The organism is Wenzhouxiangella limi (assembly GCF_010499265.1).
GTDB lineage: Bacteria > Pseudomonadota > Gammaproteobacteria > Xanthomonadales > Wenzhouxiangellaceae > Wenzhouxiangella > Wenzhouxiangella limi.
In genome coordinates this window covers 68530-82457 of record NZ_JAAGSC010000031.1, presented here as the reverse complement: position 1 = coordinate 82457, position 13928 = coordinate 68530, and the positions used below count along the sequence as shown (strand labels likewise).

The following is a 13928-nucleotide window of genomic DNA, read 5'->3' as shown; positions in this document are numbered from 1 at the left end:
TGGCCTCAACGGCGAGCACCGGGCGATGATCGGGCAGATCGCCCCGAGCATGATCATCGGCGCCTGTGAGTGGGTGGCGCTGCCTGAGCTCGGCATCGACCGGCTGCGCGCCAGGGTCGACACCGGCGCCAAGTCCTGTGCCCTGCACGCCAGCGACATCGAGCCGATTCGCCGTGACGGCGTGGATCGGATCCGTTTTCGGGTCCATCTGGGCCACCCGCGGCCTCGCGACGACCGCGACTGCGAGTGCCTGCTCAAGGCGGTAAGACGCGTTCGATCCACCTCCGGAGAATCCGAGCCCCGGTACACGATTCAGACGCCGATCATCATCGGCCACTCGCGCTGGATGGTCGACATCACGCTGACCGATCGTGGCCGAATGCGCTACCGTATGCTGCTGGGCCGCAAGGCCATGGAGAACCATGCCCTGGTGTACCCGGCGCGGACCTTTCTTCAGGGAAAGCCGCGTCTGGACGCCGGTTTCTGACCACCTCATTGCCGGAGAGTCGACAGCATGCGAATCGTCATTCTTTCACGCAGCCGCAAAATCTACTCGACCCAGCGTCTGGTGGAAGCGGGCCAGGAGCGCGGCCACGAAGTCCAGGTGGTCGACACTCTGGGCTGCTACATGAACATCGCCTCGCACCGGCCGACGATTCACTATCGCGGCAAGCAACTCGAATCGTTCGACGCCGTCATTCCCCGCATCGGCGCCTCGATCACCTTCTACGGCACGGCCGTACTGCGCCAGTTCGAAATGATGGGGACTTTCCCGCTTAACGAATCGGTTGCCGTGACCCGGTCGCGCGACAAGCTCCGCTCCCTGCAATTGCTCTCACGCCGCGGCATCGGCCTACCGGTCACCGGTTTCGCGCGCCAGTCCAGCGATATCGGCGATCTGATCGAAATGGTCGGTGGCGCGCCGCTGGTGGTCAAGCTGCTCGAGGGCACCCAGGGCATCGGCGTGGTCCTGTGCGAAACGCGCAAGGCCGCCGAGAGCGTGCTCGAAGCCTTCATGGGGCTGAACGTGTCGATCATGGTGCAGGAATACATCAAGGAAGCCGGCGGCGCCGATATCCGCTGCTTCGTGGTCGGGGACAAGGTGGTGGCCGCCATCAAGCGCCAGGCCAAGCCGGGCGAGTTCCGTTCCAATCTGCACCGCGGCGGCACCGCCACGCTCGTCAAGATCACGCCCCAGGAGCGATCGGTGGCGGTGCGCGCGGCCAAGATCATGGGCCTCAACGTCGCCGGCGTCGACATTCTGCGCGCCAATCATGGTCCGGTCATCATGGAGGTCAACTCCTCGCCCGGGCTGGAAGGCATCGAAACCTCCACCGGCAAGGACGTGGCCGGCATGATCATCGGCTTTCTCGAAAAGAACGCGCGCAAGGACAAGACCCGCACGCGCGGCACGGGCTGAGCCGGCCGCGCCACTGAATCATCGCTCCCCGAGAACCGGCGCGAGCAGCCTCAAAATTCCAGCCGGTCAAATTCGCGAATGTTGACCAGCATCTCGTGGATCGCCTTCTCAAGACCCCGTCGGTCGCGCGCTTCGGCCAGACGACGGATGCTGTCGACGATGGCGATCCACCAGTTCATGTGGGTAGCCGAAAGCTGGGCCGCGACCGCCACCAGATCGCGCGTCATGGACAGCGACTCCTCCCCCTCCCGCTTGAGCGCCACGAGGCTGTCCAGATCGGGGTGCTTGCGCTCAAGCTCTTCGAGCAGGCGAGGGATCACCCCGGGATCGCGCTCCAGTTCCTTCGACGAAGTAGGCTCGGTGTTGGGCTCGAGAAAGGCGATATCGAGCAGCGACAGCAAATCGCGAAAGGAGCCGCGCAGGCTGAGCCACATCTGCCGCCGGCGCTGATGCTCCAGGTAGCGCTGAATCAGCCCGAGCAGACCGACCAGGAAAAAGGCCTCGATACAAAAGACCACCAGCTCCGGGACCAGCTCCTCACGAAACGAGCCGCCGCCGCTGCCGAGGATGAAGTACAGCCACAGGCCCAGCCCTGCCAGGCAGAAAATCACCATCAGAACGATGATGAACAGCCGGCTCACGACGGACAATCCAGCCCGTCATCGTCGCAGGCGAAGGCTCGCACCACCCGGGCTATGCGTTCGGCCTCTTGGGGCGTCAGGTCCAGCGGCAAATTCGCAACGTAGACCGTGGCATCGCCACGCAACGCGATGGGAATGATGTTGGACGGATTTTCGGTCGACTCCAGCGTGATGCGTTCGGCCACTTCGCGCTCGGGCGTCAACGACCCCCGCGGCATCGTTCGGTTGCGCTCCCCGCCGACGCTCCGGAAGCCGACCGGATTCTCGGCCCAGGCCAGGAAATCCACCTGCGCCATTCGCACCCGTTCGGCATACAGCGACAGGGTCTCGCTCCGGATGCTCGAGCCCTCCAGCTTGTGAAAGCGCGAGGCCAGTCGATCGACGTCGATCGTGCGAACGTCGGCGAGTTCGGCGTCGCTCATCTGGCCTCTTAGCTGCTCGACTGCCTTGCGCCGCGCGCGCGCCACGGCCGGGTTGATCAGGCCCTCCATGCCGGCGTGCTTGTGGAAGTCCAGCAGGGCATCGACCGAGTATGAATCGTCGGACATCATGTCGAACTTCTCCTATTAACGGCGCGATTGTCCACGACCCGAGGCGTCAGCCAGCGACCAGGGTGAAATCCAGCTCTGGCAGGCCCTCGATCCGGGCGCGGACCCGCTGCCCGGGCTCGAGCGCAGCAACGCCGGCCGGGGTGCCGGTAAACACGGCATCGCCGGGGCCCAGCGTAACCGTGCGCGACAGCGCGGCAAGCAGTTCGGGCACCGGCCAGAGCATCTCTCCGAGCCGGCCCGACTGGCGTTGCTCACCGTCAACGAGCAGCCCGATCCGGGCCTGCGCATCGGGCTTCCAGTCTTTTTCGGAAACGAGGAGCCCGACCGGGCCAGACTGGTCAAAGCCCTTGCTCATTTCCCAGGGCTGACCGGTTGCCTTGGCGCGCGCCTGCACGTCGCGTCGGGTCAGGTCGACGCCCACCGCATAACCGAAAACAGACGCCTTCGCCTGGGCGGGCGAGAGGTTGCGGCCGCCGGCCCGCAAAAAAACAGCCAGCTCGACCTCATGGTGCAGATCCGCCGTATCGGGTGGATAGTCGATGCGGTCCGCCATGACCAGCGCCTGGGCCGGCTTGGAAAAGAAAACCGGCGCCGAACGTTCCGGATCGACGCCCATCTCCCGGGCATGCTCGGCATAGTTTCGTCCCACGCACCACACCGAACGCACGGGAAAGACCCCGCCTCCGGCGACCGGCAAAAGCGGCGCCTGCCAGTCGACCACCCGTTCCATCGACCGCCCCTCAGCCCAGCGCGCGAATGCCGACCGCCGCGCGCAACCGGTCCATCAGCGGCCGGCTGATTGCACGCGCCTTCTTCGCCCCGCGCCGGAGTTCATCCTCGACCCGGGCGGGATCGGCCATCAGCGCCTCGTAACGTTCCCGAGGGGCGGCCAGCTGGGCATTGACCAGCTCGAACAACTGCTGCTTGACCTCACCCCAGGCGATCCCATCGGCGAACGCCGCGCGCATGGCCTGGCGCTGCTCCGGGCCGGCGAAAGCGGCATAGATGGCATAGACCGAAGCGGTGTCCGGATCCTTGGGCTCGCCCGGCTCGAGCGAGTTGGTCTTGATCTTCATGATCGCTTTGCGCAGTTTTTTCTCGGGCAGCCACAGCGGAATGATGTTGTCGTAGCTTTTCGACATCTTGCGCCCGTCGGTGCCCGGCAGGGTCGCCACGTGCTCATCGATGATCGCTTCGGGTGCGACGAAATGCTCGCCGTAGCGATGATTGAAGCGCTGGGCAATATCGCGTGCCATTTCCAGGTGCTGGATCTGATCCTTGCCGACCGGCACGCGATGGGCGTTGAACATCAGAATGTCGGCGGCCATCAGCACAGGGTAGGAAAACAGGCCCATGGTGATGCCCTGATCGGGCTCCTCGCCGGCATCGCGATTGTCGTCGACGGCCGCCTTGTAGGCATGGGCACGGTTCATCAGCCCCTTGGCGGTCACGCAGGACAGCAGCCAGGTCAACTCGGGGATTTCGGGGACGTCGGACTGGCGGTAGAACACCGCGCGCCCGGTGTCCAGGCCCAGCGCCAGCCAGGTCGCGGCAATTTCCAGGGTCGAGCGCTGAACCCGTTCCGGATCCTCGCACTTGACCAGCGCATGGTAGTCGGCCAGGAAATAGAACGACTCGGTAGCCTCATCGCGGCTGGCGGCAATCGCCGGCTCAATCGCACCGACATAGTTGCCCAGATGAGGCGTGCCGGTGGTCGTGATGCCGGTGAGAACGCGCTGTCTGGTGGTCATCATCGTGGCGGATCCGATCGGGTCACGGAAAGACGTTATTGTAGACCTTCACGACGCATTGGAGACCCCGGCTTGGAGCTGATCAGAGCCGTCTACCAGGCCACTTCACCGGAACGGAATCCGGAAACACTGGCCGAGAACATCGCCCGCGAGCAAAGCCTGGAGCTGACCCGGGCGCTGATTCCCGAAGCCATCGCCGAGCGCCTGCTCGGCCGGGTGCTGGACGTGACTCCGCTCGCCGAAAATCGCTGGGCTCTGGAGATCGGCTATCCCGTCGAGCTGGCCAGCGGCCAGGCCGGGCAGCTGCTGCACCTGCTCTACGGCAACGTCTCGTTCTACCCGCGCATCCGCCTGACCGGGCTGAAGCTGCCCGAGAGCCTGCTCGCCCGCTTCCCCGGCCCCATCGGCGGTCTGCCGGATATCCGCTGTTGGACCGGGGTGCCCGACCGCGCCCTGCTGATGACCGTGCTCAAGCCGCGCGGCAGCGCGCCGTCGGTGCTGGCCGATCTGGCGCTGGCGTTCGCGCGCGGTGGCGGCGACCTGATCAAGGACGACCAGAACCTGGTCGAAGACGAGCTCCCGGCTTTCCGGCAGCGGGTCGGCGCGTGTGCTGCAGCCGTCGAAAAGGCCGCCGAAGAGACCGGACGCCGCTGCCTGTACCTGCCGCACGTGGCCGGCAGCGGCAGCCACCTCGAACGGCAGCTCGACTTCGTCAGGGACTCAGGTCTGGGCGGCGTGGTGCTGTGTACCTGGGTCATGGGGCTGGAGACGGCCGCGGCCGCCGCGCGGGAACGCGAACTGATGTGGCTTTCCCACCCGGCCATGGCCGGTGCCTTCACCGAACCCGAGGCCACCGGCATCGCCAGCGCGGTGCTGCTGGGCACGCTGCTGCGGGTTGCCGGTGCCGATATCAGCATCTTTCCCGGCCGCGGGGGCCGCATTCGTTCCGGTCACGCCGATGACGAAACCGCCACCTGCCGGGCGCTGGCCGGACCGCTGGGGTCGCTCAAGGCCACCCTGCCCTGCACCGGCGGCGGCAAAACGCTGGAACAGGCCGTCGCCACCGCGCGAGCACAGGGACCGGACTGCGCCATCCTCGTCGGCGGCGACCTGATCGCGCGCCACGACCGGATTCAGGCCGATGTCGCGGCTACGGTGGCGGCCCTGCAGGCTTGCTGAAAAGCGTGCCGGAAGGCCCGGCCAGGACGCCCGAAAAAAGGCGGCATGTTACCCTGAGTGTTCGACTCAAATCTGGAAGCAACATGGAAATCAAACCGAACACCGTCGTCAGCATCGACTACACCCTCACCGGTGCCGACGGGCAGATCATCGACACGTCCGAAGGACGCGAGCCGCTGGTCTACCTGCACGGGCATGGCAACATCATTCCGGGCCTGGAAAAGGCCATCGAAGGCAAGACCGAGGGCGATGAACTGGCCGTCAGCGTGGAGCCCGAGGAAGCCTACGGCCCCTACCGCGAGGAACTGGTTCAGGATGTGCCCAAGTCGGCCTTCGACGGCATGGACAAGGTCGAACCTGGCATGAGCTTCCGGGCCGAGTCGTCGGCCGGCCCGATGACGGTGACGGTTCGGGAAGTGGGCGAAGACACCGTCAAGGTCGACGGCAACCACATGCTGGCCGGCCAGGTCCTGAACTTCAAGGTCGCCGTCAAGGACGTCCGGGAGGCGAGCGAGGACGAAAAGTCCGAGGGCGCGGTCGCCGAGTAAGCCGGCGCGTGTCAGCCTGAATCAGCTGTACCGGGCCCCGCGTGTCGGCGGTCCGGTCTGCTATCCTTGGCGGCTTGCGATCCCTGCGATGACCGCCCGTTCATGACCTATTGTCTCGGCCTGAGACTGACCTCCGGCCTGGTGCTGGCTTCGGATTCCCGAACAAGCGCCAGCGTCGACGACATCAGCGTCTACTCCAAGATGCACACGTTCCGGACCCGGCCCGACCGGGTGGTGGTACTGCTCTCGTCCGGCAACCTCGCGACCTCCCAGGCCGTGCGCAGCCAGATCAACCGGGACCTGCAAAACCCGCAGGCCGAACGCAACCTCGATACCTTCGAACACCTCGACGAAATCGCTGGCTACATCGGAGAGATCAACCGCCAGGTGCAAAACAGCATCGCCCCGGAGCCTGATCAGGCCAGCAGCTTCAACCCGGAAGCCAGCTTCCTGCTGGGCGGCCAGGTTGGTGACGGGGCCCACGACATCTTCCTGATCTATCCCCAGGGCAACCACATCATGGCCTCGCGCCAGAAGCCTTTCCTGCAGATCGGCGAAACCAAGTACGGCAAGCCCATCCTCTCGCGCCTGGCCGACGGAGAACTCTCGCTCGAGCTGGGCGCGCGCCTGGCGCTGGTGTCGATGGATGCCGCCATGCGCTCCAACCTCTCGGTCGGCCCGCCGATCGAAGTGGCAATTTGTCCCGACGGCGCCCATCAGATCACCCACCGACTCAAGCTCGGCGAGCAGGATCCGTACCTGCAGATTCTGGCCGAGCGCTGGAACGACCAGCTGCGCGAGGCCTTCCTCGAACTGCCGGATCCGCAGGGATGGCAGTCCGGCTGACAGCGCGGTCCCGGCCCTGCGCCGAGCAAGCTCAGGCGTTACCGGATACCGGTGCAGCGGTCGGCGCGGTCCGAAACCAGGTCACGGTGATTCGATCCCCGATGCCGATCAGCTCGAGCTGAAGGCGATCGACGAAGGCGCTCAGACCGCCGTCGACCAGTCTCTCCAGATCAGCCTGGTCGATCATGCGTTGCGCCCGACCCACGGCGACCAGGGCCGCTTCGTGATCGGGTAATCCGTGAAGGCGCTCGGCCACCGCTTCCAGGCAGAAAGAGACCGAGCGCGGAAACATCGGATTGCCGAGCAGAAAGCGCAACACGTCCGGACCGTTGACCCGCAGCCGCACGTGCCGACGATACATCTGGTAGGCGGTCAGCGATTTCAGCACGCTCATCCACTGGAGCTGGTCGAAGGGCTGGATGTCTTCGACCCCGCGCAGCAGATGGGCGGAACGTACATCCAGAATGCGCGTGGTCATATCAGCCCGCTCGTGGTAACGACCGAGCAGGATAAAGTCCCAGGCATGGTCATGGCTCATGGTGTCGGCCAGCATGCCGATCAGCTGCTGGCACCGACGGATCACGGAAACAATGAATTCATGGCGCGCGCGCTTGCCGAGCGGACCCGCCAGTCGCTCGCGTGCGGCCAGGTACAGATCGTTGGTCTGTTCCCAGACTTCCCTGGGCACCAGATCGCGAGCGGCCTGAAGGTTTTCGCGCGCCTGGCCCAGGCAGGAAAGCACGGAGCCGCCGTGTCGGGGCTCGGCAAGCAAAAAGCGCACCACCTGGCGTTCTTCGGCCACGTCATGGAGCTCGTCGAACAAGGCCTGGCTGCCGGTGATTCGAACCAGCGGCGCCCAGCCCGGCGCCAGGCGCCCGGGCAGGTCCAGCATCAGGTGGGCGTTGACGTTGACCATCCGGCCCAGGTCCTCGGCCCGTTCCAGATAGCGCCCGTACCAGTAAAGGTTTTCAGCCACGCGCGAAAGCATCAGCCGGCCTCCCCGTTGGTATCGACAATCCAGGTGTCCTTGCTGCCGCCCCCCTGGGAGGAATTGACCACCAGCGATCCGGCCCGCATGGCGACCCGGGTCAGGCCGCCGGTGGTGACGTACTGCTGGTCGCCGGACAGGATGAACGGCCGCAGGTCGACGTGGCGCGGGGCGACCTGCGCGCCGACCAGGGTGGGACAGGTGGAAATGGCCAGGGTGGGCTGGGCGATGTAATTGCGCGGATCGGCCTTGATCAGCTTCTTGAACCGGTCTCGTTCTTTCCGGGTGGCGTGCGGGCCGATCAGCATGCCGTAGCCGCCGGACTCGTTGGCCGGCTTGACCACCAGCTGATCGATATTGGCGAGTACGTGATCGAGCTCGCTGCGGATGCTGCAGCGCCAGGTCGGCACGTTGGGTACCAGCGGATCCTGGTCCAGGTAATAGCGAATGATGTCGGGGACGTAGGAATAGACCACCTTGTCGTCGGCCACGCCCGCCCCCGGCGCATTGGCCAGGCCGACCCTGCCGGCTCGCCAGGCCCGCATCAGGCCTTTTACACCGAGCAGAGAATCCTCGCGAAAGGCATCCGGATCGAGGAAGGCATCATCGATGCGGCGATAGATGACGTCGACCTGTTCGAACCCGTGGATGGTCCGCATGAACACGCAGTCGTGATCATCGACGATCAGGTCGCGCCCCTCGACCAGTTCCACGCCCATCTGCTGGGCCAGCCAGGCGTGCTCGAAATAGGCCGAATTGAACATCCCCGGCGTGAGCACGACGACGACCGGGTAATCGGCCGGACGCGGAGACAGGCTGGCCAGGGTGTCGAACAGGCGAGCCGGGTAATCGTCGACCGGCAGGATGTCGATGTCTTCGAACAGCTCGGGAAAGACTTTTTTCATCACCTGGCGGTTTTCGAGCATGTAGGACACCCCGGACGGCACGCGCAGGTTGTCTTCGAGCACGTATAAAGTCCCGTCGGCATCGCGCACCAGGTCGCTGCCGCAGATGTGCGCCCACACGCCGTAGCGCGGTCGCACACCGCGACACTGCTCGCGGAAATTGACCGAACCGGCCAGGACGTCGGCAGGAAAGACGCCGTCGGCTACGATTTTCTGATCACCATAAAGATCATCGATGAACAGATTGAGCGCCGTCACCCGCTGCTCCAGACCCGCCCGGGTGCGCTCCCACTCGCGTAGCGAAATGATCCGCGGTATGAGATCAAAGGGCATGGCCCGGTCGGCGCTGCCTTCGTCGTGGTAGACGCGGAACGTGATGCCGGCGACCAGCGCGGCGATTTCGCAGGCCTCCCGGCGCTCCACCAGTTCGTGCCGATCCAGGCTCCGCAGATATTTCCAGACCCTTCTTGCAGCAACCCGCGGGCCGCCACGCGGGCCAATCAGCTCGTCGCAGAAATCACTGCGGTAGCACCAGTCCAGCGCATCACTTGGGTCGTTTTTCAAACCGCCTCGCGGCCCGGATTCGGGATCGGTCAGACCGGAAAAGCATACCCCATCGGCCGCCACGACTATAAGCGGGCACCGCGATCGTGCCGGTTTCCGCTACCATCGAGCCTTCATCATCGCCTGAGTTCGCCCAAGCATGTCGCTGATTTCCCTGAAAGGTGTCGAGTTCAGCATCGGCGGCCCGCTGCTGCTCGACGGGGTCAATCTGGACATCGAGCGCGGCGAGCGTATCGCCCTGGTCGGCCGCAACGGCGCAGGAAAATCAACCTTGCTACGCCTGATCACCGGTGCCCTGCAGCCTGACGGGGGCCGCATCGAGTTTGCGCCCGGCCTGCGCATGGCGCGCCTGCAGCAGGAAGTCCCCTCCGGTGCCCGGGGTTCGGTGTTCGAGCAGGTCGCCGCCGGACTGGGCGAGCTCGGTGCCCTGATCGCCGATTTTCACCAGGCCAGCCAGGCCGAGTACGACCCGGAAAAGATGGCTGATCTGCAGTCAAGAATCGAAGCCGGCGGCGGCTGGGACCTGGATGCCCGGGTCGAGCGCGTACTCGGCCAGCTCGACCTGGACGGCGATCAGCCTTTTGATCAGCTCTCCGGCGGCATGAAGCGCCGCGTCCTACTCGGCCAGGCGCTGGTCGTCGAGCCCGATTTGCTGCTGCTCGATGAGCCGACCAACCACCTCGACATCGAAGCCATCGAATGGCTGGAGAACCTGCTGCTGCAGCTCGACGCGGCGCTTGTGTTCGTGACCCACGACCGGCGCTTTCTGAAAAACCTGGCCACCCGCATCATCGAACTCGATCGCGGCCAGCTGACGTCCTGGCCGGGTGACTGGAACAATTACCTGCGCCGCTTGGCCGAACGGGCCCACGCCGAAGAACTCGAGCAGCAGCAGTTCGATCGCCGCTTGTCGGAGGAGGAAACCTGGATTCGTCAGGGCATCAAGGCCCGGCGCACCCGCAACGAGGGACGCGTTCGGGCGCTGGAGCGGATGCGCGCAGAACGCGCGGCGCGGCGCGAACGAACGGGCACGGTCAGCCTGGAGACCGGCCTGGCCGCACCCTCGGGCAAGAAAGTCATCCGGGTCGAAGATCTTCATTTCGCCTGGGATGATCAGGTCATCGCCCGCGACTTCTCCACGACCATCCTGCGCGGTGACCGGGTCGGCCTGATCGGTCCCAACGGCAGCGGCAAGTCCACCCTGATTGGCCTGCTGCTGGGCCGGATTCCGCCGGACAAGGGTACGGTCACCCTCGGCACCGGTCTGGAAATTGCCTACTTCGACCAGCAAAGAGCGGTGCTTCGCGACGATTGGAGCGCGGCCGACAACGTGGCCGAAGGACGCGATTTCGTCGAGATCAACGGCAAGGCCCGCCACATCATCGGCTATCTGCAGGACTTCCTGTTTACGCCTGAACGGGCGCGAGCGCCGATTTCGCGCCTGTCCGGCGGTGAGCGCAATCGCCTGCTGCTGGCGCGGCTGTTTGCCCGGCCTTCCAATCTGCTGGTCATGGACGAGCCCACCAACGATCTCGATACCGAAACGCTGGAGCTGCTTGAAGAACGCCTGGCTACCTATCCGGGCACGCTGTTGCTGGTCAGCCACGACCGCGACTTTCTCGACCGGGTAATTACCAGCACCCTCGTCCTGGAAGGCGACGGGCGCATCGGCGAGTACGTCGGCGGCTACAGCGACTGGCTGCGACAGCGCCCCGCCACCCTGGCTCGCGCTCAAGACACCTCCCGCCCGGAAGGTTCGCCGGCCAGGCGCAAGACCAAGCCCGCCGGCGGCAAGCTCAGCTACAAGCTTGCCCGGGAACTGGCCGAACTGCCGGAACGCGTCGACCGCCTGGAGACCGACCTGGCCAGCCTGGCCGAACAGATGAATGATCCGGGCCTGCACGCCAACGATCCGGAGCGGATGGTTCGTACCGCCGAAGAGATGAACCGACTCCAGGATAAGCTGGACGCCGCCTTCGCTCGCTGGGAAGAACTGGAAAAAATCAAGGCCGAATCAGCGCTTTAAACACCCTTACCGGCAAGGCCCGGGAGCGCCTTTCTGACCAGGTTCGGCAAAGCCGCGGATGCCGGGCACCAGCAGGGCCGGCACGACGATGGCGTAGGCAAAAAAGCCGGCGCCGAGGACCAGCAGCGAGACCTCCACGGCCAGCAATGCTCCCAAAAGCACGGGACCGACCGCCGTACTGACGACCATCAGCGCGGCATAGACGCCGCGGATCATACCGAGCTGGGCAGTCCCGAACAGCTCCACCCAGACCGCGCCGCTGATCACCCCGTTAAGGCCGGCAGTCATGCCCAGACCGGCAAACAGCAGCCACAGTGCCACTTGCGACGGCAGCAGGCCCAGACCCAGCATGGCAACACCGGCCGGCAGCAAGGCGAAGCGCAGCAAAGCCCGAGCGCTGAAGCGGTCGATCAGGCGACCACCGACAAAAGCCAGCAGGCCCTGCATGGCGGCAAACAGCACGAACCCCCGGGCCACCTCCGCCAGCCGCCAGCCCTGGATCTCGCCCAGCGTGCCCTGGTGCAAAAACACCGCCGTCACCAGCACCGGCGGCACCAGCACGACGCCGAGCACGCGCAGGAATCCGCCGTGAATGAACAACTCCCGGCGCGCCAGAATCTTGCCCGAACCCGAATCGGAATCATGATCCTCCGCAACCGGCGATTGCAGCCTAGCGGCCAGCAGATACAGGCCCGGCATGGTGATCGCCACGACCAGCAGCGCCGCGAGCAGCCAGACCTGGTGCCAGGCCAGAACGCCCAGCACTGAAGCCACCAACAGCGGGAAAACCGCCTCGCCGAGAATGAAGCCGTAGGAAGCCATCGCCACCGCGCGGCCGCGTCGCCGACGCGCGTATCGCGCCGCGGCCACCACGGCCAGGTGGCCGGTCAGGCCCTGCCCGCCCAGGCGAACCAGGAACAATCCCACCGCGAGGTGCCAGAGTTCTTCGGCCAGGGCGATGCCCAGCGCCCCGCCGGCCAGCAGCCCGGTGCTCAGGATCGCCGCCCGCGCCAGCCGCCAGTGATCGGCGATGGCGCCCAGCCAGAACATCAGCAGTCCGCTGACCAGCGTGGCCGCCCCGTAGAGCAGGCCCAGTCCGGCTTCGCCAAGCCCGAACTCAGCCCGGAAATCGGCCCCGAAAAGCCCGATGAAAAAGGTCTGCCCGAAGCTCGAAACCAGCGCCGCCGCCAGCGCAAAGCGCCCCGCCGCCGGAAGCCCCGCCGCCGGATTCGAAGACGTCACGGACGCGCGCCGGGGTCAGTCGCCACGGTGGATGCGGCGCAACGCACGGCGCGAATGCTTGTCCGGGCGTTTGCCGGGATCGCCGGAACGGGTGTGCTCGGCGGCTCGTTGCGCCTGAACGGCTTCCCGCCGCTGGCGGCTGTCCTCGGTTTCCTGATACATCTGGCGGGCCAGCGGCGCCGAAACCCGCTTTTCGCCGACCTCGATCACGTCGACCTCGATCAGCCACTCGCCCTTGCTGATGCGCAGACGGTCCTGCGCCCGTACCAGCCGGGACGCCTTGGGCTTGTCGCCGTTGAGTTCGATCTTGCCGCCGCGAATGGCCTGCTGGGCCAGGCTTCGGGTCTTGAAAAACCGCGCCGCCCACAACCACTTGTCGAGCCTGACTGGGTCGGTCATTGGAAACCGCAGATGAACGCAGATGACCGCAGATTCTTTATCACCGCCGCGATTGCTCCAGGCGCTCCAGCCGCTCGTCGATCTTGCGCAGTTCATTGAGCAGGTCCTGGTGCTGTTGGGCTTCTTCGTCGTGGTGAATCGACTGGGTGGCGGTGACGATGATGGCGATAAACAGGTTGAGGACCATGAAGCTCGAGATCAGGATGAAGGGTACGAAGTAAACCCAGATCAGCGGGTAGACCTCCATCATCGGCCGGGCGACCCCACTGGACCAGGATTCCAGCGTCATGATCTGGAACAGCGAGAACAGGCTCAAGCCCAGGTTGCCCCAGTATTCCGGGAACTCCTCGGCAAACAGCATGGTGCCCATGACCGCGAAGATGTAGAACACCAGCACCAGCAGCAGCGCGGTCCAGCCCATGCCCGGCAGCGCCCGCATCAGCGATTCGATGATCGCGCGGAGCTTCGGGATCTGCGACAGCAAGCGGAGTACGCGCAGAATGCGCAGCGCGCGCAGGATCTCCAGCGGCCCGGCTGCCGGCACCAGCGCGATAGCGACGATGAAAAAGTCGAACACGTTCCAGCCGGAACGGAAAAAGCGCGGGCCGAAGGCCAGCAGCTTCAGCGCGATTTCGATAACGAAGATGCCCAGGATCAGGTTGTTTGCCAGGATCAGCGCCGGGCCCACCGCCTCCATCACCCGCGACGAGGTCTCCAGCCCCAGGATCACCGCGTTGAACACGATCAGGCCGATGATGAACCGGGTAAAACCGGTTCCCTCGACCCACTCGCCCAGGCGGCCGCGCCAGCCGCCGGGCGAGTCGTCCCTCATCATCGCCGCCCCGGCTCGAAAGGCAACGGATCCGGC

General features: G+C 65.4%; 15 protein-coding genes. 6 read left to right on the top strand and 9 right to left on the bottom strand.

Translation table 11 applies throughout. The features are described 5' to 3' along the window. The first annotated feature begins 25 nt into the window (after positions 1-25). Together G3I74_RS01985 and rimK are read left to right on the top strand one after the other, a co-directional pair. Positions 26-487, top strand: coding sequence for an ATP-dependent zinc protease family protein (locus G3I74_RS01985; RefSeq protein WP_203594461.1), 462 nt, complete (start codon positions 26-28; stop codon positions 485-487). A 27-nt stretch (positions 488-514) separates the two neighbouring features. Then, positions 515-1420, top strand: a complete 906-nt coding sequence (gene rimK / locus G3I74_RS01980) for a 30S ribosomal protein S6--L-glutamate ligase (protein WP_164209787.1) — start codon at positions 515-517, stop codon at positions 1418-1420. 50 nt (positions 1421-1470) lie between these two features. Here the strand turns inward: rimK and G3I74_RS01975 are convergent, their stop codons facing one another. The 4 genes from G3I74_RS01975 to G3I74_RS01960 are packed head-to-tail and all read right to left on the bottom strand — an operon-like array spanning position 1471 to position 4363. Next, on the bottom strand, positions 1471-2061 hold the full coding sequence (locus tag G3I74_RS01975; RefSeq protein ID WP_164209785.1) for a hypothetical protein: 591 nt from the start codon (positions 2059-2061) through the stop codon (positions 1471-1473). Further along, entirely contained in the window at positions 2058-2609 is a 552-nt protein-coding gene (locus G3I74_RS01970; protein WP_164209782.1) for a hypothetical protein, read from the bottom strand. The genes G3I74_RS01975 and G3I74_RS01970 overlap by 4 nt, the downstream gene beginning before the upstream one ends. 49 nt (positions 2610-2658) lie before the next feature. Next, on the bottom strand, positions 2659-3342 hold the full coding sequence (locus G3I74_RS01965; RefSeq protein ID WP_164209779.1) for a fumarylacetoacetate hydrolase family protein: 684 nt from the start codon (positions 3340-3342) through the stop codon (positions 2659-2661). A 10-nt stretch (positions 3343-3352) separates the two neighbouring features. Next, a complete protein-coding gene (locus tag G3I74_RS01960; RefSeq protein WP_164209776.1) occupies positions 3353-4363 on the bottom strand; it encodes a tryptophan--tRNA ligase in 1011 nt (336 codons plus the stop codon). 72 nt (positions 4364-4435) lie between these two features. Between G3I74_RS01960 and G3I74_RS01955 the strand changes: the two genes are divergently transcribed. The 3 genes from G3I74_RS01955 to G3I74_RS01945 all read left to right on the top strand — a co-directional run bounded on the left by G3I74_RS01955 (position 4436) and on the right by G3I74_RS01945 (position 6936). Then, positions 4436-5542 carry a RuBisCO large subunit C-terminal-like domain-containing protein gene (locus G3I74_RS01955; protein WP_164209773.1) on the top strand — a complete coding sequence of 369 codons (1107 nt, stop codon included), beginning with the start codon at positions 4436-4438 and terminating at the stop codon, positions 5540-5542. An 83-nt stretch (positions 5543-5625) separates the two neighbouring features. Further along, a complete protein-coding gene (locus G3I74_RS01950) occupies positions 5626-6090 on the top strand; it encodes an FKBP-type peptidyl-prolyl cis-trans isomerase (protein WP_164209770.1) in 465 nt (154 codons plus the stop codon). A 102-nt stretch (positions 6091-6192) separates the two neighbouring features. Continuing rightward, positions 6193-6936, top strand: coding sequence for a proteasome-type protease (locus tag G3I74_RS01945; protein ID WP_164209767.1), 744 nt, complete (start codon positions 6193-6195; stop codon positions 6934-6936). A gap of 31 nt (positions 6937-6967) precedes the next feature. Here the strand turns inward: G3I74_RS01945 and G3I74_RS01940 are convergent, their stop codons facing one another. After that, positions 6968-7924: an alpha-E domain-containing protein gene (locus G3I74_RS01940; RefSeq protein WP_164209765.1), complete on the bottom strand. Its 957-nt coding sequence runs from the start codon at positions 7922-7924 to the stop codon at positions 6968-6970. Beyond that, a complete protein-coding gene (locus tag G3I74_RS01935; RefSeq protein ID WP_203594460.1) occupies positions 7924-9393 on the bottom strand; it encodes a circularly permuted type 2 ATP-grasp protein in 1470 nt (489 codons plus the stop codon). The genes G3I74_RS01940 and G3I74_RS01935 overlap by 1 nt, the downstream gene beginning before the upstream one ends. Before the next feature lie 139 nt (positions 9394-9532). Here G3I74_RS01935 and G3I74_RS01930 point away from each other — a divergent pair, with 139 nt between their 5' ends. Further along, positions 9533-11419, top strand: coding sequence for an ATP-binding cassette domain-containing protein (locus tag G3I74_RS01930; RefSeq protein WP_164209762.1), 1887 nt, complete (start codon positions 9533-9535; stop codon positions 11417-11419). 6 nt (positions 11420-11425) lie between these two features. Here the strand turns inward: G3I74_RS01930 and G3I74_RS01925 are convergent, their stop codons facing one another. Genes G3I74_RS01925 through G3I74_RS01915 form a run of 3 tightly spaced genes read right to left on the bottom strand, consistent with a single transcriptional unit; the run spans position 11426 to position 13892 of the window. Further along, positions 11426-12661, bottom strand: coding sequence for an MFS transporter (locus G3I74_RS01925; protein ID WP_164209759.1), 1236 nt, complete (start codon positions 12659-12661; stop codon positions 11426-11428). 15 nt (positions 12662-12676) lie between these two features. Further along, positions 12677-13060 (bottom strand): RNA-binding S4 domain-containing protein, encoded by a 384-nt coding sequence (locus tag G3I74_RS01920; protein ID WP_164209755.1) that lies wholly within the window; start codon positions 13058-13060, stop codon positions 12677-12679. Between the two features lie 40 nt (positions 13061-13100). Beyond that, the gene (locus G3I74_RS01915) at positions 13101-13892 is read right to left on the bottom strand and encodes an ion transporter (protein ID WP_203594459.1); all 792 of its coding nucleotides are present in this window, start codon (positions 13890-13892) and stop codon (positions 13101-13103) included. Positions 13893-13928 lie beyond the last annotated feature (36 nt).

Bases quoted from the DNA above. Each gene is read 5' to 3' on its own strand.
- G3I74_RS01945 (WP_164209767.1), top strand. From the start codon at position 6,193: ATGACCTATTGTCTCGGCCTGAGACTGACCTCCGGCCTGGTGCTGGCT.
- G3I74_RS01985 (WP_203594461.1), top strand. From the start codon at position 26: ATGATCGGGCAGATCGCCCCGAGCATGATCATCGGCGCCTGTGAGTGG.
- rimK (WP_164209787.1), top strand. From the start codon at position 515: ATGCGAATCGTCATTCTTTCACGCAGCCGCAAAATCTACTCGACCCAG.
- G3I74_RS01920 (WP_164209755.1), bottom strand. From the start codon at position 13,060: ATGACCGACCCAGTCAGGCTCGACAAGTGGTTGTGGGCGGCGCGGTTT.
- G3I74_RS01915 (WP_203594459.1), bottom strand. From the start codon at position 13,892: ATGAGGGACGACTCGCCCGGCGGCTGGCGCGGCCGCCTGGGCGAGTGG.
- G3I74_RS01930 (WP_164209762.1), top strand. From the start codon at position 9,533: ATGTCGCTGATTTCCCTGAAAGGTGTCGAGTTCAGCATCGGCGGCCCG.
- G3I74_RS01965 (WP_164209779.1), bottom strand. From the start codon at position 3,342: ATGGAACGGGTGGTCGACTGGCAGGCGCCGCTTTTGCCGGTCGCCGGA.
- G3I74_RS01940 (WP_164209765.1), bottom strand. From the start codon at position 7,924: ATGCTTTCGCGCGTGGCTGAAAACCTTTACTGGTACGGGCGCTATCTG.
- G3I74_RS01950 (WP_164209770.1), top strand. From the start codon at position 5,626: ATGGAAATCAAACCGAACACCGTCGTCAGCATCGACTACACCCTCACC.
- G3I74_RS01960 (WP_164209776.1), bottom strand. From the start codon at position 4,363: ATGACCACCAGACAGCGCGTTCTCACCGGCATCACGACCACCGGCACG.
- G3I74_RS01970 (WP_164209782.1), bottom strand. From the start codon at position 2,609: ATGTCCGACGATTCATACTCGGTCGATGCCCTGCTGGACTTCCACAAG.